22 protein-coding genes are annotated in these 22,104 nt (G+C 68.1%); 1 reads left to right on the top strand and 21 read right to left on the bottom strand.

Going from position 1 to position 22,104, the window contains the following annotated elements; all coding sequences use genetic code 11:
- Nucleotides 1-342 precede the first annotated feature (342 nt).
- The 7 genes from EA472_RS05490 to EA472_RS05460 all read right to left on the bottom strand — a co-directional run bounded on the left by EA472_RS05490 (nucleotide 343) and on the right by EA472_RS05460 (nucleotide 6,092).
- Entirely contained in the window at nucleotides 343-1,308 is a 966-nt protein-coding gene (locus EA472_RS05490; RefSeq protein WP_124190513.1) for a class I SAM-dependent methyltransferase, read from the bottom strand.
- Nucleotides 1,305-2,459: a glycosyltransferase family 4 protein gene (locus EA472_RS05485; protein WP_124190512.1), complete on the bottom strand. Its 1,155-nt coding sequence runs from the start codon at nucleotides 2,457-2,459 to the stop codon at nucleotides 1,305-1,307. Before EA472_RS05485 ends, EA472_RS05490 begins: the two co-directional genes overlap by 4 nt.
- Nucleotides 2,460-2,474: 15 nt before the next feature.
- On the bottom strand, nucleotides 2,475-2,873 hold the full coding sequence (locus EA472_RS05480) for a 6-pyruvoyl trahydropterin synthase family protein (protein WP_124190511.1): 399 nt from the start codon (nucleotides 2,871-2,873) through the stop codon (nucleotides 2,475-2,477).
- A 39-nt stretch (nucleotides 2,874-2,912) separates the two neighbouring features.
- Nucleotides 2,913-3,983, bottom strand: coding sequence for a zinc-dependent alcohol dehydrogenase (locus tag EA472_RS05475; protein ID WP_124190510.1), 1,071 nt, complete (start codon nucleotides 3,981-3,983; stop codon nucleotides 2,913-2,915).
- Between the two features lie 66 nt (nucleotides 3,984-4,049).
- The gene (locus EA472_RS05470) at nucleotides 4,050-4,901 is read right to left on the bottom strand and encodes a CDP-alcohol phosphatidyltransferase family protein (protein ID WP_124190509.1); all 852 of its coding nucleotides are present in this window, start codon (nucleotides 4,899-4,901) and stop codon (nucleotides 4,050-4,052) included.
- Nucleotides 4,891-5,328 (bottom strand): DUF7475 family protein, encoded by a 438-nt coding sequence (locus EA472_RS05465; protein ID WP_243637785.1) that lies wholly within the window; start codon nucleotides 5,326-5,328, stop codon nucleotides 4,891-4,893. The genes EA472_RS05470 and EA472_RS05465 overlap by 11 nt, the downstream gene beginning before the upstream one ends.
- Nucleotides 5,325-6,092 carry an FkbM family methyltransferase gene (locus EA472_RS05460; RefSeq protein ID WP_124190508.1) on the bottom strand — a complete coding sequence of 256 codons (768 nt, stop codon included), beginning with the start codon at nucleotides 6,090-6,092 and terminating at the stop codon, nucleotides 5,325-5,327. Before EA472_RS05460 ends, EA472_RS05465 begins: the two co-directional genes overlap by 4 nt.
- Nucleotides 6,093-6,211: 119 nt before the next feature.
- Here EA472_RS05460 and EA472_RS05455 point away from each other — a divergent pair, with 119 nt between their 5' ends.
- Nucleotides 6,212-7,177: a phosphotransferase family protein gene (locus EA472_RS05455; protein WP_124190507.1), complete on the top strand. Its 966-nt coding sequence runs from the start codon at nucleotides 6,212-6,214 to the stop codon at nucleotides 7,175-7,177.
- 116 nt (nucleotides 7,178-7,293) lie between these two features.
- On the opposite strand, the gene EA472_RS05450 is transcribed toward EA472_RS05455, so the two are convergent.
- The 14 genes from EA472_RS05450 to cobN form a co-directional block, all read right to left on the bottom strand.
- Complete coding sequence (locus tag EA472_RS05450) at nucleotides 7,294-8,535, bottom strand: outer membrane protein assembly factor BamB family protein (RefSeq protein WP_243637784.1); 1,242 nt, start codon at nucleotides 8,533-8,535, stop codon at nucleotides 7,294-7,296.
- The gene (locus EA472_RS05445) at nucleotides 8,532-8,900 is read right to left on the bottom strand and encodes a DUF3209 family protein (RefSeq protein WP_124190506.1); all 369 of its coding nucleotides are present in this window, start codon (nucleotides 8,898-8,900) and stop codon (nucleotides 8,532-8,534) included. The genes EA472_RS05450 and EA472_RS05445 overlap by 4 nt, the downstream gene beginning before the upstream one ends.
- A gap of 23 nt (nucleotides 8,901-8,923) precedes the next feature.
- Nucleotides 8,924-10,144: a CbiX/SirB N-terminal domain-containing protein gene (locus tag EA472_RS05440; RefSeq protein ID WP_124190505.1), complete on the bottom strand. Its 1,221-nt coding sequence runs from the start codon at nucleotides 10,142-10,144 to the stop codon at nucleotides 8,924-8,926.
- Between the two features lie 53 nt (nucleotides 10,145-10,197).
- Entirely contained in the window at nucleotides 10,198-10,908 is a 711-nt protein-coding gene (locus EA472_RS05435; protein ID WP_124190504.1) for a cobalamin biosynthesis protein, read from the bottom strand.
- Nucleotides 10,905-11,171, bottom strand: a complete 267-nt coding sequence (locus tag EA472_RS05430) for a ferredoxin (protein WP_124190503.1) — start codon at nucleotides 11,169-11,171, stop codon at nucleotides 10,905-10,907. Before EA472_RS05430 ends, EA472_RS05435 begins: the two co-directional genes overlap by 4 nt.
- A 37-nt stretch (nucleotides 11,172-11,208) precedes the next feature.
- Nucleotides 11,209-12,294 carry a precorrin-3B C(17)-methyltransferase gene (gene cobJ / locus EA472_RS05425; protein ID WP_124190502.1) on the bottom strand — a complete coding sequence of 362 codons (1,086 nt, stop codon included), beginning with the start codon at nucleotides 12,292-12,294 and terminating at the stop codon, nucleotides 11,209-11,211.
- 4 nt (nucleotides 12,295-12,298) lie between these two features.
- A complete protein-coding gene (locus tag EA472_RS05420; RefSeq protein ID WP_124190501.1) occupies nucleotides 12,299-13,168 on the bottom strand; it encodes a precorrin-3B C(17)-methyltransferase in 870 nt (289 codons plus the stop codon).
- Entirely contained in the window at nucleotides 13,165-14,142 is a 978-nt protein-coding gene (gene cbiG / locus EA472_RS05415) for a cobalt-precorrin 5A hydrolase (RefSeq protein WP_124190500.1), read from the bottom strand. The genes EA472_RS05420 and cbiG overlap by 4 nt, the downstream gene beginning before the upstream one ends.
- The gene (locus EA472_RS05410) at nucleotides 14,142-15,050 is read right to left on the bottom strand and encodes a cobalt-precorrin-4/precorrin-4 C(11)-methyltransferase (RefSeq protein WP_124190499.1); all 909 of its coding nucleotides are present in this window, start codon (nucleotides 15,048-15,050) and stop codon (nucleotides 14,142-14,144) included. Before EA472_RS05410 ends, cbiG begins: the two co-directional genes overlap by 1 nt.
- Complete coding sequence (locus EA472_RS05405; protein ID WP_124190498.1) at nucleotides 15,047-15,874, bottom strand: cobalt-factor II C(20)-methyltransferase; 828 nt, start codon at nucleotides 15,872-15,874, stop codon at nucleotides 15,047-15,049. Before EA472_RS05405 ends, EA472_RS05410 begins: the two co-directional genes overlap by 4 nt.
- Nucleotides 15,871-16,488 carry a precorrin-6Y C5,15-methyltransferase (decarboxylating) subunit CbiT gene (gene cbiT / locus EA472_RS05400; RefSeq protein WP_124190497.1) on the bottom strand — a complete coding sequence of 206 codons (618 nt, stop codon included), beginning with the start codon at nucleotides 16,486-16,488 and terminating at the stop codon, nucleotides 15,871-15,873. The genes EA472_RS05405 and cbiT overlap by 4 nt, the downstream gene beginning before the upstream one ends.
- Nucleotides 16,489-16,568: 80 nt before the next feature.
- Nucleotides 16,569-17,375 (bottom strand): cobalt-precorrin-7 (C(5))-methyltransferase, encoded by an 807-nt coding sequence (locus EA472_RS05395; RefSeq protein ID WP_124190496.1) that lies wholly within the window; start codon nucleotides 17,373-17,375, stop codon nucleotides 16,569-16,571.
- A complete protein-coding gene (locus tag EA472_RS05390; RefSeq protein ID WP_124190495.1) occupies nucleotides 17,372-18,130 on the bottom strand; it encodes a precorrin-8X methylmutase in 759 nt (252 codons plus the stop codon). The genes EA472_RS05395 and EA472_RS05390 overlap by 4 nt, the downstream gene beginning before the upstream one ends.
- On the bottom strand, nucleotides 18,123-22,070 hold the full coding sequence (gene cobN, locus EA472_RS05385; protein ID WP_124190494.1) for a cobaltochelatase subunit CobN: 3,948 nt from the start codon (nucleotides 22,068-22,070) through the stop codon (nucleotides 18,123-18,125). Before cobN ends, EA472_RS05390 begins: the two co-directional genes overlap by 8 nt.
- Between the last annotated feature and the right edge of the window lie 34 nt (nucleotides 22,071-22,104).

Raw genomic sequence — 22,104 nt, 5'->3', positions numbered from 1 at the left:
GACCCTGCCGTCGGTCGGTTCTGATCGGAGGTCGGTACCGCAGTCGCAGTGGATAGTCGCTGGTGTAGGCATGCGTCGTGGTGGTGTCCGCATCCGACGCAGCGGAGAGCGGATCGACTCGAGACCCGGACCAGTCCGTGATCGGCTCGAGCGGACGTCGGCAGGTCTTTATTTCGGGGGTGTCAATCGTGATTTGCTCCCGCTACGCGGGAGTCGCTCGAGCCGGAGTGTCCGCCTCCAAGCAGAGCGCTCCGGCTCTGCGCACTTTCGTGCGCGCTTACTCGTTCGAAACCAATCGTAAAGAACGTTAGGATACTAACCAGTCGAGCGAGACGCGTCCCGTCACGACCGGTCGTCGCGGCCAGTCGAGTCGGCCCGAGCGAGCACGTCGACGTGACGCGCGAATCCCGTGAGTTCGCCGGCCTCGAGTTCGTCTTCTCGCCGGTCGAGCCACCGGCGTCGGTCGCGCGGATCGATCGCGTCCGCCGAACAATCCGCGAGCGCGTCGTCGATCGTCTCGAGTACGTGGCCCAGGACGACTCGCTCGGCCGACTCGACGGAGGGCGGTCGATCGTGCGGTCGCAGGACCCAGTCCGATCCGCCGACCGCGAGCACCTCGGACAGGTCGTCGCCCTCGAGCGCCCCCACGAGCCGTCTGCCGGCCCGGCTTCCACCCGGCTCGTCCCGAACCTCGTCCATGTGGCGGTGGTAGAACTCCTCGAGGCGGTCGTCGAACGGGTCCACGGGCGCGAATCCGGTCGCGCCGTCGTAGGTCAGCGGCGCGTACAGGAGCCCGTCCGGTTCGAGTACCGAGGCGACCCAAGGCAGCGCCCGGTCGAGGTCGACGAGGTCGAAGACCGCCGAACCGATCACGGCGTCGGCCCCTCGATCGATCGAGGCGGCGAAGGCGTCGCCGATTTCGAAGGTCACCTCGAGTTCGAGCCCGAACGGAGCGTCCGTCGCTCCGGATCGGGGACGGCTCGAGCGCGCCACCAGCCCCGTCGAGGTCCGCTCGACGGTACAGCCGGCCGCCTCGAGCCAGTCGGGCAGTCGCTCCCGCGCCCGGTCGACGGCGTCCGCGTCGCGGTCGATCAACCGGTACCGGACCGGCCCGGACAGCGCGTTCCGTTCGACGAGACGGGCGATCATCGTCCCGACGCCGCCGCCGACCTCGACGATCCGAAGCGGCTCGTCGGTCCCCGTCGAGCGCGCCGCCAGTCCGTCCGCGAACGCCTCGAACGCGCGGTCGTCGAGCGCCCGATCGTCGACCGGTCGCCTGGCTTCGAGATATGCGTGGAACGTGCTCACGAGCGATCACCCCTGTGCGATCCACGCTCGAGCCGTCCGCCACTCGGCGTTCCGGACGACCGATCCCGCCGCTTCCGTGTGGCCTGCTCCTTGAGAAATCGCCGAACGGACGCCATCGACTCCTCCCACGTCGGATGGGACGCGGCCGTCTCGAGGGCGTTCGCGCCGAGCGCCGCGAGCTCGTCGCGATTTGCCGCCAGTCGGTCGACGATATCCGCGATCGCGCCCGCCGCGCCGGGCTCGACGAGGTAGCCGTTCCGGCCGTGCTCGACGAACTCGCCGGCTCCGCCGACCGCGCTCGCGATCGGGACGACGCCGTACTCCATCGCTTCGAGGTAGGCCATCCCGAACCCCTCGTAGGTCGACGGAACTGCGAGGACGTGCTGGCGCTCGAGGATCGGCTCCAACTCCTCGTCGGTCACCTCCCCGGTGAGCGTGACGCGGTCGTCCAGGCCGGACTCGCGCACCGTCGAGAGCACCGACTCCCGGTGGGCGGGATCGGTCTCGAGGCTCCCGACGACGGTGAGGTTCCAGGCGCAGTCTGCCCGGCGAAGCCCCTCGAGGAGCGTCGGGAGCCCTTTTCTCGGAATCACGTTTCCGAGGAATGCGATCCGAAGCGGATGGATCGTCCGTGCACGCGTCTCGACTCGGTCGTCGTCTAGTGCGGGTCCCTCGGCGCGTCCACCGGGCGGTGCGACGAGCGTCGGCACGTCGGCGAGTTCGGCGACCCGGTCGCGCGTATCGCGGCTCGTACAGATCGCCGCGTCGACGCCCCGGAGATAGCGACGTTCGACGCTCGCGTCCACGATTCGCCGCGGATCGAGCCGATGTCGCGATCGCTCCGACCGGCCGGATCGAAGCAAGTGGACGAGCGAGACGACCGCCGCGGGCCGGTCGAGTCGGTCGACGTGACGCCACAGCGACGGGTGACAGAGTTCGTCCTGAACGAGCACGTCGAACGGTCGATCGAGCCGCGTTCGGATCGATGGCGAGAACCCGTCGAGCAAGTGCCGCGGGTACGATCGCCACGGCAACGCGACGACCTCTACGTCGTCGTCTCGCCGCTCGAGGTGTGCAACCAGTCGCCTGTCGTAGCGAAAGCCGCCGGAGGTTTCCTCGAGGCCGCCGTAGACGACGAGTCCGACGTGCACGGATCACCACGCCCGCTAGATCGGCCCCGCGGCCAACTCCCGTTCGTAGCTCACGCGTGCGACGTCGTCTTCGTCCATCGCGACCCGAAGAGTGCGTACCCGGTCCGACGGTATCCGGGCATCCGCAGCCAGCCGGTCGGCGACGACGCGGGCGAAGTGTTCTACGCTCGGATTCAGTCCGTCGAAGGCGGACTGGTCGTTGAGCGTTCGATCGCGGAACTCGTCGGTGACGTCGTCGACGGCCGCCGTCAGGTCGTCGATGTCGACGACGTACCCGTACGCGTCGAGGTCGGGCGAGCCGGCCGTCACCTCGAGGGAGTAGTGGTGAGAGTGGAGCTCGCCTTCGGGGCCGGGATCGGGAACCGTGAGGAAGTGCTGGGCGACGAACGATCGCGAAACCGACACGGTGTACATGATCTTACCTACAGGAGAACTGACCATAAACGGTGGCCCTCACCGAGCGTCGTCGTACGTCAACAGCACTTGCAGCGCCTCCGTCGGTCGCTCGTCGAGCAGGCGGTAGGCCTCGCCCGCTCGGTCGACCGGAACGCGGTGGGTGATCAACGGGTCCAGTTCCAGGCGTTCCAGCCAGCGCCAGGCGATCTCGTGGCGTCGATCGCGATCGAACCGCCCCCGGTGACGAGGTGCGATCGTGCTCACCTGACTCGAGCGGACGTCGATCCGTTCGCGGTGGAAACGCCCGCCGAGGTCGAGCGAGACGGAGTTGCGCCCGTACCACGAGCCGACGATCACCCGTCCGTCGTAGGTCGTCATCGCGATCGCGTCGTCGAGGGCGTCCGGACTGCCGGTCAGTTCGTAGGTCAGATCCGCCCGATCGGCACCGACCGACGTAAGCGCCGCCGCCGCATCGTCGTCGAGAGGCGGGATCGACCGGTCGGCCCCGAGCCGTTCGGAGAGGCTGCGCCGGCTCTCGTGGCGATCGACGGTGACGAGCGACTCGAGGGGCGTCCGGGCGAGCAGTCCCGTGGTCAACAGGCCGACGACGCCCTGACCGAGGACGACCGCCCGCTCGCCGAGCAACGGCTCGCCGTCGAGCAGGAACGTGACGGCCGACTCCACGTTCGCGAGCAGGGCCGCGGTCTCCGTTCCGACGCCGTCCGGCACCCGGACGAGGTCCGCCGGTCTGGCGGTGAAGTGACTCTCGTGGGGATTGTACGCGAAGACGCGACGATCGAGCCACGAGCCGGAGACGTCCGCACCGACGGCTCGGACGCGACCGACGACGGCGTAGCCGTAGGCGAGCGGGTAGGACAGGTCCCCAGACAGGGCGTCGATCGACTCGTCCGCGGGCAGCTCGGTCGGCGCCTCGTCGCGGTACAGCAGCCCTTCGGTGCCGGCGCTGATGGCCGACACGGCCGCCTCGACGAGGACCTCTTCCGGACCGGGTTCGGGCACGGATCCGTGTTCGACCTCGACGGTTCGGGGGCCGGTGAACGTGACCGTTCGCGACTCGGCCCGCTCCTCGGCGGCCGGCTCGTCCGCCTCTCGATCGTAACTGTTCACTCGACCGACTCGTCCACCCGCGAACACTTGGGTATTGTGTGAACTCGCCCGCGCCGAAACTCGAACTCACCGCGAGACGCGCGCCGTCACCGCGAGCCAGTCCCACAGGAAGTTCGCCAGGAACGGCACGGCGACCAAGGCGGTGAGGAGGACCGACTGCTGTGCGGTCGTGATCGGCGACACGGCGAGCCAGATCGATACCAGAACGGCCGCCGACAGCGGCGCTCGAACCCGACTCGAGGGCAGATCGCGAACCGGGCGCTCGCGGCGACGTCGCCACCACAGGCTCCCGACGTAGAGGTACCGGGCGGCCCCGACCGCCAGAAACGCGACCGACGCAGCGCCCAGTGCGACCACGGCGACGGAGCCCGCGAGCGCCGTGAGCCCGTCGAGTTCGGCGTCGAGACGCGCGCCGAGGTCGGTCACTGCACCGGTCGTCCGGGCGACCATCCCGTCGACGGCGTCGAGGAGTCCGACCGCCGCGAAGAGGACGGCGGGCAGCCACGCGTCGGTTTCAGCCGTTCGTTCTCCGTACTCAGTCAGCGTCTCGACTCCGCTTTCCGGGACGACCGTCGTACTCCAGAACGCGCCGACGAAACACGCGAGGAGCGCTCCGCGCGTCACCGTGATCCACGAGGCGACCGTGAGCGGACCGGGATCGCCCCCTCGAGCCGTCCGGTCGATGGCGACGCCGGTTACGATCGCCACGACGACGACCGCGAGGGTGAGCGAACCGCCGAACGCGGCCGTCCGGGCGGGATGCCACGCGACGGCGATCGCACCGGCGACGAGCGCGGTGAGCGCGACGAGCCCCGCCGTCGCCTCGAGCCACCGACCGATCCGAGCGTCGAACCGGCTCGGAACCACCCGTTTTCGAGTCTCGAACTCGCCGCTCGCGGATCGGTCGTCAGGAGTCACGGGCGAGCAATCCGAGCAGCACGACGATCAGCGTCACCTGTACGACCTTGTCGACGGCTTCGAGCGGTCCGACGTCGCCGACGCCCGCCGGCCGGGCGATGGCGAGCCAGGCGGCGATCTGGGCGGCGACGAACGGGACGCCCAGCGCGTAGAGCAGCCGTCGACGGATCTCGAGAAGAAAGAGCGCGAGCGCGCCGGCGAACCCGAGCCCCGCGAGGACGAACGCCACCGCGATCGGATCCGGGAGGAACGCGAATCCGAGCACCAGGTGGATACCTCCGGTGATCCCGGCGAGAGCCACGGCGAGCCACTCGAGGCCCGACACGCTCTCCGTCGACGCCCAGCCGGTGATTTCCATCGGCTCCGTCTTCGACGGCGCGCCCAAAGCATCTTCGGGTCGGTCGAACGGTTCGTCGGTGTCCGTCACGGTGACGTCGCCGGCTCGGCCACCCAGAAGTCGTCGCGCTCGGTGATCTCGTACTCCGCATCCGTCAGCAGGGTTCGACAGGCCGTCGGTTCGGTACCGTCGAGCCCGTCGCTGTGGGGCTCCAGTACGATCGTCGGCCGGTGGCGCTCCAGGGTGTCCCGGCCGCCCCGGAGGACGGACGCGCCACCGCCTTCGACGTCGATCTTGACGACGTCCGGCGGCGACGTCTCGGCGACGAGGTCGTCGAGACGATCGACCTGGACCGGTTCCACCGCCGCGACGGACGCCTCCCAGCGGCTCGCGCTCGCGCGGTCGAACCCCGAAAGCTCCGTGTACGTCGAGACGTAGAAGTCGCGCTCGCCCGACTCGTCCCCGAGTCCGCAGCGCCGAACCGCGATTCGGTCCCCGAAGCCGTTGACCCGAACGTTCGCCGTCAACTGATCGGCGACAGTCGGTGCGGGTTCGACCGCGACGATCCGGCGATCCGGCTCACCCGCGGCGAGTGCGAGCGCGTAGACGCCGACGTTCGCGCCGACGTCGTAGACGACGCTCTCCGGGCCGCAGTGGGACTCGACCGCGGCGAGCATCTCGTCGCGCCCGTGGCGGTTGTAGAGTTCGTAGCTGCGGACGGTCCCGCCGAGCGTCCGTTGTCGGGTGGCGAGTACTTCCCGGTCGTAGTTCTGGTGGACCAGGCGGTAGTAGCCGCCGAGAAACAGCCGCCGCAGCCGGGCGTACAGGGCCCGCCTCACTGACGCGACCGACACGGCCGGGACGTCGACCGCGCTCGGGTTGAGTGTTTCGTCCGACCGCCCGATCGGTTCATCCGACCCGGCACGTGCGCGAACCCAACGATTAGGACGGGCGGCGTCGATCTCCCACACGGATGAGCGACGTCGACGATCCGGCTCCCGCCTCCGTTCGTCGTCTCGTCTCGGCGGTTCTCGGGACGACCGTCCGGACGTGGCGCCGGCCGACCGCCGGTTCGGTGGCGGAGACGTACCTCCTGGAACTCGACGACGATCCGGGACGCGCCGTTTGCAAACTCGCGGGGGCGAGCGTGTGGACGGGCGAGGTAGTCGAGCCGGCCGTCCGTCGACTCGTCGCCGATCGGACGGCGCTGCCGGTCCCCGAGGTACTGGCGTCGGGACGGTTCGTCACTCGTCCCACTGGAGAGCTCCAGGACTTCGACGAGACGGACGCACCGCGCTCTCGATGGGCCCTCTACGAGTTCGCCGACGGGGAACCCCCCTCAGTCTGTCGGGAGGGGGCGTGCGACCTCGCGGCTCGGCGTCGACTCGTCGCCGACGCAGGATCGATCCTGGGTCGATTACACGCGTGGTCGGCGGCCGAACTCGATTTCGATCGAACGGGCGGGCTCGGACGCGCCCCGGAACAGTCGACGCGGCTCCGCGTTTGCGATCCGACTCCGCCGTCCGTCGTCGACGCGCTTTCTTCGGCCGTTCGAACGCCGTCGGACTGCTCGTCAGCCCCCCGCCCGGTCCTCTGTCACGGCGACTTTCAGCCCGACAACGTCCTGGTCGAGGCCGACGGATCGATCACCGCGCTCCTCGACTGGGGAAACGCCCACGTCGGTCCGGCGGAGTACGCAGTTGCGCGAGCGGAAGTGCGCTTCGTCGATAGCGCTCGTTCGATCCCGTCCGACGAACGATCGCGATTGCGGGAGACGTTTCGCTCGAGCTACAGGGATCACGCGCCACTCGAGTCCGGGTACGAGAATCGGGCACCACTGTACAAGGGGACGTGGGTCGCGCAGTCGATTCTCAACCTCGCGACCGTGGCTCGGACTGCTCGCGGCCGGACCCAACTTCGCCGCCAACTGTCGAAGTAGCGAGAAAGCGCGCACGGTTTGCGGGACGAGGGGCGGACACGACCGTCTCTCCGCCGCCGTCTGCGGTGGCCTCACCGGCCGACCGCCGTCGGGCTCGAATCCTCGCGGCCGGCCGGTCACTCGAGCGACGTCGTCCAGAGCGCGTACGCTCCGCAGACGCGGCCGTCGTCGTGATAGACGACCGGCTCTTCGATCGCAGCGATCGTGGCGTCGCTGGCCGCGACCGCGGTGGCGACGCCGTCGAAGCGCTCGCGGGTTTCCTCGCCGTTCGAGAGACCGAACCGGCGGACGGCGTGAGTATCCGGATCGCGAACGCGGAAGTTCTGTGCGGACGGAACGACGAGTCGCTCGTCGGTGCTAGCAAGTTCGTGGGCGAACCCCCCGAGCGACGCCTCCCAGCGCATTGCCCCGTCGCTGTCGAACGTCGCGAGCCGGTGTTCGTTCGGATGGCGGTGCTCGGTTTCGCGCCGATCCGTGGCGTAAGTGTTCCCCGTGACGAACGCGACGCGGTCGGTACGTGCGTGAACGTGGGTGGGATACGCGTACAGCGTTTCGCCGTCGATTTCGGTTTCGGTCGCGAGGTCGACTCGCCACCGTTCCTCGCCCGTCGGACCGAGGAGGTAGCCGCGCTTGTCGCCGTGGCTCGAGACGGCGAGGTGGTCGCCACCGAACGAGACGTCGCCGACGCGACGATCCCCCGCCGTCCCGGGATCCCAGTTCCAGCGCGGGTGCCCGGACGCGGCGTCGAGAACCACCAGTCCGACGTCGTGGTCGCCCGGACAGCGGTTGTAGCCGACCGCGAGCCGTTCGCCGTCGGCGTCGAGAGCGAGGGCGATCGGCGACGCGTCGGTTTCGTACCGCCACCGAACGCTCCCGTCGGCGGTGATCGCGTAGATCGTGCTTCGCCACCGGCGGCTCCCGTCGACGCGCTCGTACCGTCGAGCCGCCGCGTACAGCACTCCGCGGTCGTCGTCGGTCTCGAGCGCGACGACGTACGGCAGAGCGAACAGCCGGTCGCTGGCCGGCGAGCCGACGTCCGACGCGGTGTCGTAGCTCCACCGCGTTTCGCTCGATTCCGGATCGTACGCGACGATCGCCCCCCGTTCTCCACGGCTGGCGACGACGAGGAGGTCCTCGAGGGAGTCCATCCTGGCTGGCCGGCCGGGGTGGTCGACGTCCCACCGACGGTCGAGTGACTCGCGATCGACGGCCACGATCGTGCCATCCCACCGTCCAGCGACGAGGTGGTCCCCGTCGATGTGGACGCTCGAGCGCGTCCACATGTGCCGGCTTCGGGCGGGTTCGACGTCGCCGAGCGCGACGCGTCGCCACTCCGAAGCGCGCTGTGGGCCCGTCATTCGTCCGGGAACGTTTCGTGCAACAGGTCGTGTGCATCGTCGAGACCGTCGAGGATGCTTTCTCCCTGGGCGGTGAGTCGATGGACGGCTCGCTCCGCGTCTCTGACGGCCAGTAACCGACCGCGGGTGTAGCCGTATTCGGGATCGTCCGCGCTCATCGCCGCGACGTCTTCCTCCAGGTCGACCAGCGCCGCGTCGAGGTGACGTTCGATCTCCGCGAGGGAGTCGGCCGCCGCGAGCGCGCCGATCGGTCCGTCGAGGTGTCCCTCGAGTTCGGTTTCGGCGTGTTCGCGGGCGCTTCGATCGGCGGTTCCGAGGACGTTCAACAGTCCGAGTTTCAGTGCTTCGAGTTCGTAACAGCTCATCTGTAGGCTGGGTATCAGTTGGATTAGAGCGTTCGATCGACGATGTCGCTCACGATGCGGTCCCGCTCGAGGTGGGACGAAACGATACGTTCTGCGTCCGACTGATCGACGTCGCCGTACCAGATCCCGTCGGGATAGACGGCGACCATCGGCCCGTCGCCACAGCGACCGAGACACGACGACCGCGTAATGCGGACGTCACGGCGGTCGCCGTCGCGAGTTGCCTGTCGCAACCGCTCGAGGACGGCCGGCGAGCCCGCGTTCGCACAGGTTCGGTTCGTGCAGACGGCGACGTGTTTTTCCGGCCCGTCGTGCGAGTGGGGTTCGTCGTCGACGTTCTCCCGGTCTGCGTGTGCGCCCTGGTGTGACAGCGCTCGCAGCATCGCGCGCGCGCCACCGACGTCCTCCTCGTACCCCGTCAGATCGACCTTGTACTTGCAGGTATCACAGGACATCTCGACGCTCCCCGACCGCGCTTCTTGCCACCGGTCTGCGAACGCGTCGAGCAACCGCGAGTCCGTCCCCAGGGGATCGCCCGCGGCCGCATCGACGTACGGATAGTCCGCGTCGAACTCGTCGGTCCACTCCCGAACTCGCCGGGTAAGGACGCCGTCACCCAGCATGTACGGGAGGACGACGACTGCGTCGGGCCGATGTTTGGCCACGGCGTGTAAGCTCGCTTCGAGTACCGGTTCGGTGACGCCGACGAACGACGCCTCGACCCGCGAGAACGGCCGCCCTTCGTAGAACAGTCGAGCGAGCTTGTGGACGTCCGCGTTGGCGTCCGGGTCGCTCGAGCCGCGGGCACACAGGACGACGGCGACGTCGTCTCGCTCCCGGTCGACGCCGAGCGATCGCTCGACGGCTGCCGCCCGATCGTCGAGGAGGTCGACGATCGCGGGATGGATTCCGAGGTGAGCGCCGGCGTGGATCTCGAGGTCGAATTGCGCCCGCGCGCGTTCGATCGCGAGCGGCACGTCGTTTTTGACGTGACTCGCTGCGAACAGCGAGCAGTGAACGACCGTGACCGTTTCCGTGACGCTCGAGAGGTCGTCGAACGCGTCCTCGAGCGATGGCTGCGCTAACTCGAGAAACGCCGCGTCGACCGGTATCTCGAGGCGCGACTCGAGGCCGGCCGCCAGTTCGCGAACTTGCTCGTTCGATCGTTCGCGACGGGATCCGTGGCCGACGAGCAGGATGGCTTCGTCGTCGAACGACGGCGTGGCGTCGGTCGTGTGATGCATGTGTGAATCCGTGTCCGTGTAGGCTCGACCGGTCTGGCGGTCGGTCGGTTCGGTCAGTCGGCGTCGTCGGCCCGTTCCAGACTCCGCTCGAGTTTTCGCCGTCGGCTCGGCGCGTACAGGCCGGTTTCCTCGCACGTCTCGTACAGCCAGCTCCCGACGTCGGGTGCCGCGTCGTCGTCGACGCCGAACCAGTACCCGCCCGAAGCCGTCTCCGAGAGGGAACCGGTCGGCGCCTCGACGGGAGCGTCCGCGAGCAGGTCGAGAACGGTCGAGAGGAGCGCCTCGTCCTCGTGGACGAACGAGATCCCGACCGTTTCGCTGCTCGATTTGTAACAGATCGTTCCACAGCCCTCGAACAGTCCGCGGAGGAGTTCGCGTTCGTGTTCAGCGAACGCGGTAAACCGGTAGTTTCCGCGACCGTCGACCGGCAAGCCGAGCGCGGTCGTCCGACCGAGCAGCCCGCCTTCGTCGGCGTCGATCGTGAGCGCGTACTCGTCCTCGGTGCGCGTGATCGAGGTGTCGTGGACGTACGGTCGGCTCGACGCCTCGTGCTCGATCTCGCCGCCGGCGATGGCCGCGAGCACCGTCGCCGATCGCTCGTCGGCGGTCACGACTTCGATGCCGTCGTCCGCGACCGTTCCGCTACCGGCGACGTGTCCCCAGAAGTACGCCGACGCGGGATGTGCCGCCACCGGGTCGGCCGGCACCTCGAGTTCGCGTTCGCCGCCGGACGCGACGGACGTCTCCGACGTCCGCTCGGTCATTCGCCGACCTCCCGGACGAGGATCGCGTCCGTCGGGCAGGCGGCTGCTGCTCGTTTCGCGTCGTCGATTCGATCGTCGTCGAACGTCGCGACGACGCGCCCGTCGGCGTCGGTTACCGTTCCGTCGCCGTCGTAGATCGGATCGCCGTCGGGGTCGATCGTGGCGAGACCGTCCGCCCCTTCGACGAACCGCGGATCGCGGGTCAAACAGGCGAAGATACCGTCGCAAGCGTCCGTTTCGATCGTCACTTCGTATCGTGGCATGGATCTCTGGTAGTGGATTGCGTCGATTGCCGCTCGGTCAGTAGTCGTATTTCGTCTCGTACCCCCGCGGGGTGACCATCCGGTCGTCCCAGACGTACGTTTCCTCGTTGCCGACGACGATCGTCGTCGTCATGTCGACGATCTCGCTCTCGCCGAGATCCTCGAGTTCCGATAACGTCGTGATCATCACGTCTTCGTCCTCGCGACCGGCGGCGTGGACGATACCGACCGGCGTGGTCGGCTCGCGGTGAGTCAGGAGGATCTCACAGCACTTCTCGAAGTTCTCCCTGCGCTTTCGGCTCCAGGGATTGTAGATCGTGATCGTGAAGTTCTCCTTCGCCGCGGCGTGCAGACGGGACTCGATCTCGGGCATCGCCACCAGGTGGTCCGAAAGCGAGATCGAGACCGTGTCGTTGACCAGCGGGGCACCCAGCCGGGCACCACAGGACTGTGCGGCCGGAACGCCCGGGATCACCTCGAAGTCGACCATCGACGCCGTCGCTCCTTTCGACTCGAGGATCTCGAGCGCCAGTCCGGCGAGCGCGTAGACGTTCGGATCACCGCTGCCGATGATCGCGACGTCGTTTCCCGCCAGCGTCCGATCGATCGCCTCCTCGGTTCGAGAAACCTCTCCGCACATCGGCGTGTCGTAGAGCTCCTCGGCCTGGTCGGTGATCTCGTCGGGTAACAGCTCGACGTACGTCGTGTAGCCGACGATGTGTTCGGCCTCGAGCAACGCCTCTCTGGCTCGACGAGTCATCCCTTCGGGGTGGCCGGGGCCGAGACCGACGGCCATCAGCGTGCCGGCGTCGCCGTCGAAGTCGGCGACCGTCGCGCCGACGCGCTCCTCGACGGAGTCGCGCTTGCTCTCGGACGCACCAGACGTGGTGCGTGAACTCGAACTTGCGGACGACGAAGCGGAGTCTCCGCACTTCGTCTCGTTCGTCTCGTCCGTCGACGAACCGCCGCACTTCGAGTCCGCCTTCGAGTCGGTCGTCTCGTCCGTCGACGAACCGCCGCACTTCGAGTCGGTCGTCTCGTCCGTCGACGAACCGCCGCACTTCGAGTCGGTCGTCGAGGCACCGCATTTCGATTCAGCGTCTTCGGTGGTATCGGTGTTCATGCGCTCAGAAGTTGTCGACGTCACGCCCGCCGCGCGGGGTGACGAGGTACGTTCGATCGTCGTTGCTCCAGGTTTTCGTCTCGTGGGTGCCGATGATGAGCGAGGTTCCCATCCCGGACACTTTCTCGTCGTGCTCGGCCGCCTCGGCGAGGGTGGTGAGGAACTCGCTCTCGCCGTTGCGACCGGCGTCGGCGCGGCCGGCGTCGTTGACGATGGCGACCGGCGCGTCGTCGGTCCGCTCCTGGCGAACGATCTCGACGGCCTCCTCGTAGTTGCGCCAACAGTTGTAGAGGACGATCACGAAGTCGGCGATCGCCGCCGCTCGCAGCTTCTCTTCGATCTCGTCCCAGCCCCGCCACTTGTCCGACAGCGAGACGGTACAGAAGTCGTTACACAGCGGCGCGCCGACGTTCGCCGCGCCGCCGAGGGCGGCGGTGAGACCGGGAACGATCTCGATCGGGACGTCGGTCGCATCTTCCTCCTCGGCCATCGTGAAGATGAGGTCGGATTTCCCGTAAACCGACGGGTCGCCACCGGAGACGTGGGCGACGTCCCGTCCGTCCCGAACCCGATCGAACGCGAGCCTCGCCAGCTCGATCTGTCGGCCCATCGTCGAACGGACGATCTCCTGTTCGGATCCATCGTCGCGAGTGACGACGCCGTTCTCGTCGACCGCGTCTTCGGGCGGCAGGGTTCCGTCCTCCCGCAGGAAGGTCTGGTAGAGACTCGAGGCGATGACGACGTCGGCGGACTCGATAACCCGCTTTGCGTTCGCGGTCGTGTGGTCGGGCAAGCCGGGGCCGATCCCGACGACGAAGAGCGTGCCGTGGTCGTCCGGCGTCCCGTCGGCGCTCGAGTGACCGTCGGGACTCATCGACCGATCGCCACCGTGACCTCGTTTTCGTACCCGATCTTCTCGAGCACAAGTTCCCGCTCTCGACCGCCGGCGATCGCCGCCGCCTCGGAGACGCCCGGCCACCCGATCAACTCCTTCGATCGCGACGGGGTCGGCCCTTCGTTGGCCAGCAGCGTCTCCTTATCGAAGACCACGACGCCCAGGTCGAGCTCCCGGGCCGCCTCGAGGAGACCCGTCTCGTCTTCTTTGCGGGTCGCCGTGGCGACGAACTCGACGTCGTCGAGATCGTATTCGGTTCGCTCGAGGGCCGTCCACCAGGCGGCGAGAAACGAGTCCGCGCTCGCGCCGGAGACGCTGCCGGTCCCGATCACGCATCCGTCCGCGCCGTTTCGTTTGAGGACCGTCACGTCGTCGCCGACCAGTACCGCTTTCGGCCCGTCGAGGCGGGCGACCGGACCGAGTTCGTCGTCCAGGACGGCGAGGTTCGTTTGCACCGTCGAATCGCCGTTGACGACGTGGGCGTCCATCGCCTTCGCGCGGGCCTCGACGCCCTGTTTGTCCGCAACCTCCGACGCCGTGGTCATCGCGGGAATCGCACCGAGCGAGGCGAGATCGCCGGCGACCTGGTTAGCGCCGTGGTGGCCGCCCGTGATCGGGATGGCCCACGTCAACTCCTCGTCGACGACGACGATAGCGGGATCGTCCCACTTGTCGTCGAGCAGGTGTGCCGTCTTGCGCATCGCGATTCCGGAAGCCATGAGGCCCACGAAACAGTCGTACTCGCCCCAGTGTTCGTCGAAGACGTCGCCGTGGTACTCGAGGATCTCGATCGCCTCGTACCGATCCTCGATCCCCTCTCTGATCGCCTCGGCCGTCTCCATCTTTCGCTCGAAGGAGACGATCGCGATCTCCTCGGCGACCTCTCCGTCGCTGTCGGGCGTCGAGCAGTGTCCGCTCGAGTCCGCCTCCGCGTCCTCGTCGTTCGTACTCATCAGTCGTCACCCGCCTCCGTTTCGGTCGCATCCGACGACTCCGGTTCGCCGTTCGCCCAGTCGCCGTAGAGGTAGGACCGCTCGTATCCGGCTCCCGTCACGGCGTCGCCGACGACGACCAGCGCGGAGGCGCGATAGCCCGCCTCCTCGACCTGGTCGGCGATCGAGTCGATCGTTCCGACGAGGACGTCTTCGTCCGGCCAGGAGGCGTGGTACACCACCGCGACGGGCGTCGTCGGATCGTGGCCGTCCTCGAGCAGCCGCTCCATCGTGTCGCGGACGGCGTGCGTGCCGAGGTAGATGCAGGTCGTCACGTCGCCCATCCCGACGAATTCGGAGACGTGATCCTCGTCTTCGCTCAAGGTTTTGCCCTGCGGGCGGGTGAACGCGACGTGGTTGGCGACCTCGTTGAGCGTCAGTTGCGTCCGGAGCGTCGCACTCGCCGCGAACGCCGACGTGACGCCCGGCACGAAGTAGGTGGGAACGCCCTCGTGTTCGAGGGCGTCCATCTGCTCGAGCGCCGCCCCGAAGATGGCGGGATCGCCGCTGTGCAGACGAACCACGGACAGGCCGTCCTCGTACGCATCGTGCATCAACGGAACGAGTTCCTCGAGGTCCTTGCCGATCGAATTGACTAACTCGGCGTCGCCGCAGTAGGACTCGAGCAGCTCGCTGTTGACGAGCGACCCGGCGTGGACGACCAGGTCGGCCCCCTCGAGCAGCTCTTTTCCGGTGACCGTCAGGAGACCGGGATCGCCGGGTCCGGCGCCGACGAAGGGAATTCCCTCCTGGTCGTCACCCGCGGCGTGCTCGAAGATTCGGTCGTCCAACTCGGTCCGTCGTCGATCACCCTGTGCGTCGATCGCCGCCTGCGGATCGTGTCGTTCGTCGTCTGTCGCGTTCGTCATTCGTCGGTGTGTCCTCCGCAATCGCCGCCCTCGCAGGCTTCCGTGCGCTCGAGATCCGCGACGCCGCCGTCGGTCCGCTCTGCGCTCGTCGCGGTCGGTTCGCCGTCAGGGGCGTCCGCCGCAGCCGAAGCGGGCGCGTCCGTTTGAAACGCCGCCGTCGCCGACTCGATCTCGAGGTCTCGCTTCTCGGCGTACGCCAGCGTGTAGTAATCGCGGTCCGCGAGGTCGGCGGGATCGTCCGTGACGATCGTTTCGCCGTGTTCCATGAACAGCCGACGTCCGTAGCGAACGTCGTAGCCCGCCTCGACGAGTCCCTCGTGCGTCGCCGGCGCATCGGTTACTTTGAACAGGATCATCCTGTCGGGACCCGTCGGGCTCTCGCCGCCGGCCGCTTCTCGAAGCGACAGTCCCGCCCCGGCCTCGATTTCGACGCCCAGCGCGGTCGCGAACGCCGTCATCGCGCTGACGCCGGGAACGATTTCGACGTCGACGTCCGGATGGAACGCCTCGAGCGTCCGACGGAGGTGGCCGAAGGTGGAGTAGACGTTCGGATCGCCGAGCGTGACGAAGGCGACGTCGTCCGCTCTGGCTCGAGGAGCGACCTCCGCAGCCGCTTCCTTCCAGGCTCGCCGAAGCGTCGTTTCGTCGCTCGTCATCGGGAAGTCGAGATCCCCGATCGTCGACTCGGAGACGTGCTCGAGTGCGACCGATCTCGAGAGGCGACCGGGCGAGTAGACCACGTCGGCCGACTCGAGGACGCGCTTTCCGCGAACCGTCACGAGGTCGGCGTCGCCGGGACCGAGCCCCACGCCGTAGAGCGTCACCGGCCGGTCACCTCTCCACCGTCGGCTCGCGCCGCCGAGCCGACGAGGACGTAGACCGGATTGTTCGCGTCGAAGCTGGTCGCCCCGGCGAGTTCGTAGCCGCGACTCACCTGTACCTGAAGGACCTCCTCGAGGAGGCCTCGGTCTCGAAACGCGTCGACCGCCCGCCCGGCCACCTCGAGTCGCGAGACGTTCATGACGATCCGTCCCGCGCCGACTTCGACGGCTCGGTCGAGGACCGATTCGAAGTTCCGGCTGCCGCCCAGAAAGATCGCGTCCGCGCCGTCCGGAATGCCGGCGGGCGCTTCCGCGTTCGTGCAGTCGACCTCGGCGCGGACGTCGTTGGCCGCGAGGTTCTTTTCCGTCACCTCGAGTCGAGCGGCTTTTCGTTCGATAGCGGTGACTCGTCCCGCCCGGCGTGCCGCCTCGATGGTCACGGCACCGGTACAGGAGCCGACGTCGACGAAGTGGTCGGCGGGCTCGAGTTCGAGTTTCCCGAGCACCACCGAGCGCACCTCCGGCTTGGTCGGCCCCGCTTTGGCGTCGTGTGGAAGCGCGATAGCGGACATCGTCCGGCCAGTCTCCCGCCGCCGGTAAAACAATTTTGTTTGTATTTCGGCAAGTCCACTTGCTGAAGTAGGGTTGGACTACTCCAATGAGAGTTTCAAAAGAGGGTATCGATCGGTTTCCGCCGTCACTCGAGGTCGACGTCCGTGCGAACCGCGAGCACGACCAGGTCTGAAAACGGCGTCTCCTCGCGTCCGCTTCCCCCGGCGTGTTCCGCCAACTCTGCCAGCGTGAATCGGTGAATCCGCTCGTCGTCGTGCGTCAGTTTCTCGAGAACGAGCGCCTCGAGGTCGCCGTCGGCACCCCGATCGAGGAGAAAGTCGGCGACGTCGCCGGGCATCAGATCGAACGGACGCGGGAGGACGAGCAGGTGTCGATCGCCCGCCGCCCGCGCGAGCCTCTCGAGGTCCGCCGAGCAGTCGCCGCTCTTGTGGAGGGTGACGAACTCGGCGTCTTCCATCGGCGTGCGGGCGCGACTCGCCGCGACCTGGAGCGAGGAGATCCCCGGGACGATCCGTAACAGGGGCGGATCGACCGCCTCGTGCGCCGCCTCCCGCCGGATCGCGGTCCGTACCTTCCCGACGAACTGGTAGCCCGAGTGGTTCGGATCGCCCATCAGGACCGCCGTTCCGCGCTCGCCGGCGGCGACGCGCCGGCCGAACGCCTCGAGCGCCTCGGCTTCGTCGCGGTAGCCACAGGTCAACGGATCGGCCTCGGTCAGGTCCTCGACGAACTCGACGACGGTCGAAAAGCCGACGACGACGTCGGCGTCGCGGATCGCTCGCTCGCCGCGGGGCGTGAGGTACTCGAGGTTCCCGGGACCGATTCCGACGGCGTAGGCGACGTCCGCCTCGTCGTCGACTGGGGGCTCCGGCGCGCGGGCCGCGGCCGTCGCCGGGTCCGGTCCGCTCTCGAGGTCGTAGCCGTCGCTCATCGCTCACCCGCCTCGCGTTCGGCGGGTTCGAGCGCCACCGCCCCCGCGCGGACGTCCGAGGCGACGTGGATCAACTCGTTCGTCAGGGCCGCCGCGAGTCCGCTCCCGCCGCGGCGGCCGACGTTCGTGATCGCGGGCACGCCGGAGGTCTCGCTGATCTCGCGGATCCGCGCGCGACTCTCCTCCGCTTTCACGAAGCCGACCGGCGTCGCGACGATCACCGCCGGGCGGGTTCCGTCCTCGATGCAATCCGCCAGCGCGAAGGCGGCCGTGGGCGCGTTCCCGATCGACGCGATCGCCCCGTCGTACACGCCGCGTTCGTCGAGTTCGAGCACCGCCGCAGCGGTCCGCGTCATGCCCGTTTTCTTCGCTAACTCCGCGCCGTGGCCGATCGCCTTGCGCTTTTCGCAGTCGTGGCCCCGGCTCGTGATGCCGGCTTTCGTCATCGTGATGTCGGTCACGATGGTGGCCTCCTCGAGCACCGCCCTCGCGCCGGCTCGAACCGGCGCGTCCTCGTCGTCGCCACGTTCGTCGGCGCCCGTGAACTCGAGCAGGTGCTGGAACTCGACGTCGCCCATCGAGTGGACGGATTTCTGTCGCACTCGATCGGCGAGCGTCTCGTCGGGGACGAACTGCCGGACGATGTCCATGCTCGTCTCGGCGATCTCCATCGCGTTCCGGGTGGTCGCACCCAGGTCAGCGTACTCCCCGCTCTCCTCGGCGTCGTCGTCGGACGGCTCCGTTCCGTCAGTCATCGGTCCCCACCCCGATCGCGTCGTTGGTCGTTCGCGCCTCGAGGTCACCCTCCACGGTGAGGTTCACGTCCCGCAGGCGATCGGACGTCCCGTCGTCTGCGTCCCAGAGGCCGCGGTCGATCGCCTCGAGCAACGTGTCGGTGATCGACTCGAGCGCCCACGGGTTCACCTCCCGCATCCACTCCCGGCGCGCTTCGTCGAACGCGTACTTCTCGGCGACCTCCGCCCAGAGGCGATCCGAAACGACGCCCGTCGTCGCGTCCCAACCGAGAGTCACGTCGACCGTCGTCGAGAGGTCTCCGGCCCCTTTGTAGCCGTGTTCTTCCATCGACTCGAGCCAGTCGGGGTTGAGCACCCGCGCGCGCATCGCCTTGCGCACCTTCTCTTCGTTCGTGTAGACGTCCACGTTGTCCGGATCGGACGAGTCGCCGACGTACGACGCGGGCTCGGTTCCCGAAACCTCGGCGACCGCAGAGATGAAGCCGCCGTGGAAGGCGTACCAGTCCGAGGAGTCGAACTCGTCCTGTTCCATCGTGTCCTCGATCTTCACCGTCGCCTCGACGCTCGAGAGCCGCCGCTCGAACGCGCCGTGGGCGGCCGAGACGCGCCCGCGCGAGCCCATGGCGTAGCCGCCCCACTGGACGTAGACGCTCGCGAGGTCGGAGCGGTCGTCCCAGTTGCCCTCGTCGACGGCCTTGTTGGTCCCGGCCCCGTAGCCGCCGGGTTTCGTCGTGAAAACCCGGTGCATCGCGGCGTTCCGGGCCTCCCCCGCGTCGAGTCCGTCTTCTTCGAGGGCCGCCTGCTCCTCCTCGACGTGTTTTTTGACGTAGTTCATCTCGTGGGGTTCGTCGAGGTCGACCACCGCGTCGACGGCGTCGTGAACGACGCCGGCCGCAGCCGGGAAGGCGTCGCGGAACAGGCCGGAAACCCTGGTGGTGACGTCGACCCGTGGCCGTCCCAGCTCCTCGAGCGGGATCGGCTCGACGCCGTCGATCCGACCGGCGTCGGTCCAGACCGGCTCGACGCCCATCGTCGCGAGCACCTGGGCGATCGTCTCCCCGCGGGTGCGGACCGTCGGAGTTCCCCAGACGACGACGCCGATCTCTTCCGGGTAGCCACCTCCTCGCGGCTCCGTGCCGTCGTCGCTCGATTCCGCCGCCGCGCGCTCGTCGCGGTGGCGCTCGAGGACGCCCTCGGCGACCTCGCTGCCGACGTGCCAGGCCGACTTCGCGGGCACCTTCCGCGGATCGAGCGTGTAGAAGTTCCGCGCCGTCGGGAGCAGGTCGACCCCGCCGCGCGTCGGCGCTCCGGAACCGCCGGGCGGGACGTACTCGCCCTCGAGCGCGTCCGCGGTCCGCGGGATCTCGTCTTCGGCACCCCGAACGCGGGGGTGTGCCTCCTGACAGACGAACGCCAGCGCTTCGCGCAGCCGGTCGTGCGCGCCCGGTTTCGCCTTCGCGTCGCCGATCGTCTCGAGGTCGACGATCAGCAGGTTGATGTTTACTTCGTCGTCGCGGCCCCCCTCGCGTTCGGAGACCGGCACGTCGAAGTCCCGTTCCGCGAGCGTCCCGATCAACTCGACGCTCGTCTCGTACACCGCGTCCGCGGCCTCGGCGTAGGTCATCCCCAGCTGCTCGTCGTAGGCTCCCGGCGACTCGAGCATGGCCTCGTAGTCGACGCCGAGTACGCCGGCGACGCTCTCGCGCAGGCTCGGCGCGCCCGGATTTTCGAGGCGCGTGAGGGCAACGAGATACTCGACCAGTCGCTCGCCCTCGGGCGGTTCGGACATCGTATGCAACCCGAGGCGGATCTGCGTCGTCTTCACGTCCGTGAGGTACTCGTGGACGCGTTCGACCAGTTCGTCCGCGTCGACGACGTCGCCCTCGACCGTTCCCTCGGCGAGCGTCGAGCCGGCCTCCTCGGGCCCGCGGACGTCGACCGTCTCGTCGATCGTCCCCGAAATCCCGAGTTCGACCGCGAGATCCAGTTCGTCGACCGCCTCCCGGATCAGGGCCTCGAGGTGGGCACCGTCGTCGGCGCGAGCGTCCTCCATGCCGGCTTCACGGTACCGGTCGGCGAGTTCCTCGAGTTCCGCCAGTTCGTCGTAGGTGCCCGCGTTTCGCATGACCGGCGTGAGGTAGTCGACGATCGCCGCGTAGGAGCGCCGTTTCGCCTGGGTTCCCTCGCCGGGGTTGTTCACGATGTAGGGGTAGACGTTAGGCAGGTCGCCCACCAGGGCATCCGGCGCGCTCTCGCCGTTCAACCCGACGGTCTTGCCGGGCAGCCACTCGAGGCTGCCGTGCGTGCCGAGGTGGACGACGGCGTCCGCCTCGAACTCGGTGCGAAGCCAGGCGTAGAACGCGTAGTAATCGTGGGGGGGCTGCAGATCGGAGTCGTGGTACACCGTCGACGGATCCATCCCGAACCCGCGGGGCGGCTGGACGGTGACGAGAACGTTCTCCAGTTCGACGCCGGGGACGGCGAACGGCCGGTCGGGCACCTCGCCCCACTCCTCGCGGACGCGTTCCTGGAACCGCTCGTCGGCCGCTTCGAACCAGCCCCGGTACTGGTCGGTCGACACCACGTCGACGGCCAGATCGCGGACGTCTTCGGGTGCAACCCAGCGATCGTCGAGAGTCAGTTGTGCGGTCAGTTCGTCGACGAGCGTCCGCCCGTCCTCGGGAACCGCGTCACCGACCCGGTAGCCGCGAGCGTCCAGCTCCGAAAGCAGATTTACGGTCGATTCGGGCGAATCGAGGCCGAACGCCGTCCCGATGCCGTCGTCGCTCGGCGGGTAGTTGTGGAGAACGACGGCCACCTTCTTCTCCTCGTTCGGCGTGTGCCGCAGGCGCGCCCAGTTGACCGCGAGGCTGGTCGCGTGATCGATCCGGTCCTCGATCGGGAAGTGGTGTTTCGGCGCGGTGCCGATGCCCGCGTCGTCGTCGGTCCGTTCTTTCCCGGAGATCGGGTGGGTGATCACGTTCCCGTCGAACTCCGGCAGCGCCACGGAGAGGGCGAGTTCGAACCCCATGACGCCGGTGTCGCTGGCTTCGTACCGCGATCGCGACCGCATCGTGGTGATCGTCTGGATCACCGGGACGCCGAGACGGTCGAGAAACACGTCCTCGGCCGACGTTCCCTCCCCGCTCGCGCTTCGACCGCGCTCGTCCATCGAGAGCGAGAACATGAACGACGAGCAGACGGCGTCGACGATCGCCTCGCCGTCCGAATCGGTCAACCAGTTGTCGGTCACCCACTCGGCGTCTCCCGACGCCTCGTCGTCCGCGCGTTCGGCCGAATCCGTCACCGGATTACAGAAGATCGCCAACGCGTTCGCTCCCTTCGCCTCGAGCGACCGCACCTGCGCGTCGACGTAGCGAGTGTTCTCGTGCGTCCAGTGGGATTCGTAGAACCAGACCGCGACGGTCGGGCGGTCGGGATCGAACGTCTCGAGGAGTTCCTCGTACGCGATCCCCGGATGATCGGGATGGTAGACCCCCTCCGTCGGAAGCGCGACCGGATCGTCGTACTCGACGGTTCGGTCCCCGTACTCGGAACGCAGGAACCGACACAGGTTTTCGACGTTGATCGTTCCGCCCCTCTCCAGGTACTCGTACGCCAGGTCGCGGTGTGCGTCGGAGATCGTCGTGTCCTCGACGGCGAACGCGTCCCCCGTGGACTTCACCACGAGCGGAACGTCCGCCTCGGTCAGTTTCGCCGTCGCGTACTCGTAGCCGGGCATGCTGTCCTCGGCGCCGTGGAGCCAGAAAATCGCCGCCGTCGCCGTCTCGAGTTCCTCGACGAACGCCTCGATCGCCGCCTCGTCGTCGAGGTCCGACTCGGATCTGACCACCAGTTCGACGGATTCGAGTCGCTCGGCCGCGCGGCCGAGCGACCCCAGTTCGTTTTCGGTCGCCGTGTAGATGCCGATGCGTATCATCGATTATTTAAACCTCTGTTGTATTAGCACAAGT

The organism is Natrarchaeobius oligotrophus, from assembly GCF_003841465.1.
GTDB lineage: Archaea > Halobacteriota > Halobacteria > Halobacteriales > Natrialbaceae > Natrarchaeobius > Natrarchaeobius oligotrophus.
This window is presented reverse-complemented; position numbering and strand designations above follow the sequence as displayed.

Coding starts and splice junctions, on each gene's coding strand:
- EA472_RS05395 (WP_124190496.1), bottom strand. CDS start 17,375: ATGAGCGACGGCTACGACCTCGAGAGCGGACCGGACCCGGCGACGGCC.
- EA472_RS05435 (WP_124190504.1), bottom strand. CDS start 10,908: ATGACCGAGCGGACGTCGGAGACGTCCGTCGCGTCCGGCGGCGAACGC.
- EA472_RS05410 (WP_124190499.1), bottom strand. CDS start 15,050: ATGACGAACGCGACAGACGACGAACGACACGATCCGCAGGCGGCGATC.
- EA472_RS05445 (WP_124190506.1), bottom strand. CDS start 8,900: ATGAGCTGTTACGAACTCGAAGCACTGAAACTCGGACTGTTGAACGTC.
- EA472_RS05440 (WP_124190505.1), bottom strand. CDS start 10,144: ATGCATCACACGACCGACGCCACGCCGTCGTTCGACGACGAAGCCATC.
- EA472_RS05390 (WP_124190495.1), bottom strand. CDS start 18,130: ATGACTGACGGAACGGAGCCGTCCGACGACGACGCCGAGGAGAGCGGG.
- EA472_RS05480 (WP_124190511.1), bottom strand. CDS start 2,873: ATGTACACCGTGTCGGTTTCGCGATCGTTCGTCGCCCAGCACTTCCTC.
- EA472_RS05450 (WP_243637784.1), bottom strand. CDS start 8,535: ATGACGGGCCCACAGCGCGCTTCGGAGTGGCGACGCGTCGCGCTCGGC.
- cobJ (WP_124190502.1), bottom strand. CDS start 12,294: ATGAACACCGATACCACCGAAGACGCTGAATCGAAATGCGGTGCCTCG.
- EA472_RS05455 (WP_124190507.1), top strand. CDS start 6,212: ATGAGCGACGTCGACGATCCGGCTCCCGCCTCCGTTCGTCGTCTCGTC.
- cbiG (WP_124190500.1), bottom strand. CDS start 14,142: ATGAGTACGAACGACGAGGACGCGGAGGCGGACTCGAGCGGACACTGC.
- cobN (WP_124190494.1), bottom strand. CDS start 22,070: ATGATACGCATCGGCATCTACACGGCGACCGAAAACGAACTGGGGTCG.
- EA472_RS05430 (WP_124190503.1), bottom strand. CDS start 11,171: ATGCCACGATACGAAGTGACGATCGAAACGGACGCTTGCGACGGTATC.
- EA472_RS05420 (WP_124190501.1), bottom strand. CDS start 13,168: ATGAGTCCCGACGGTCACTCGAGCGCCGACGGGACGCCGGACGACCAC.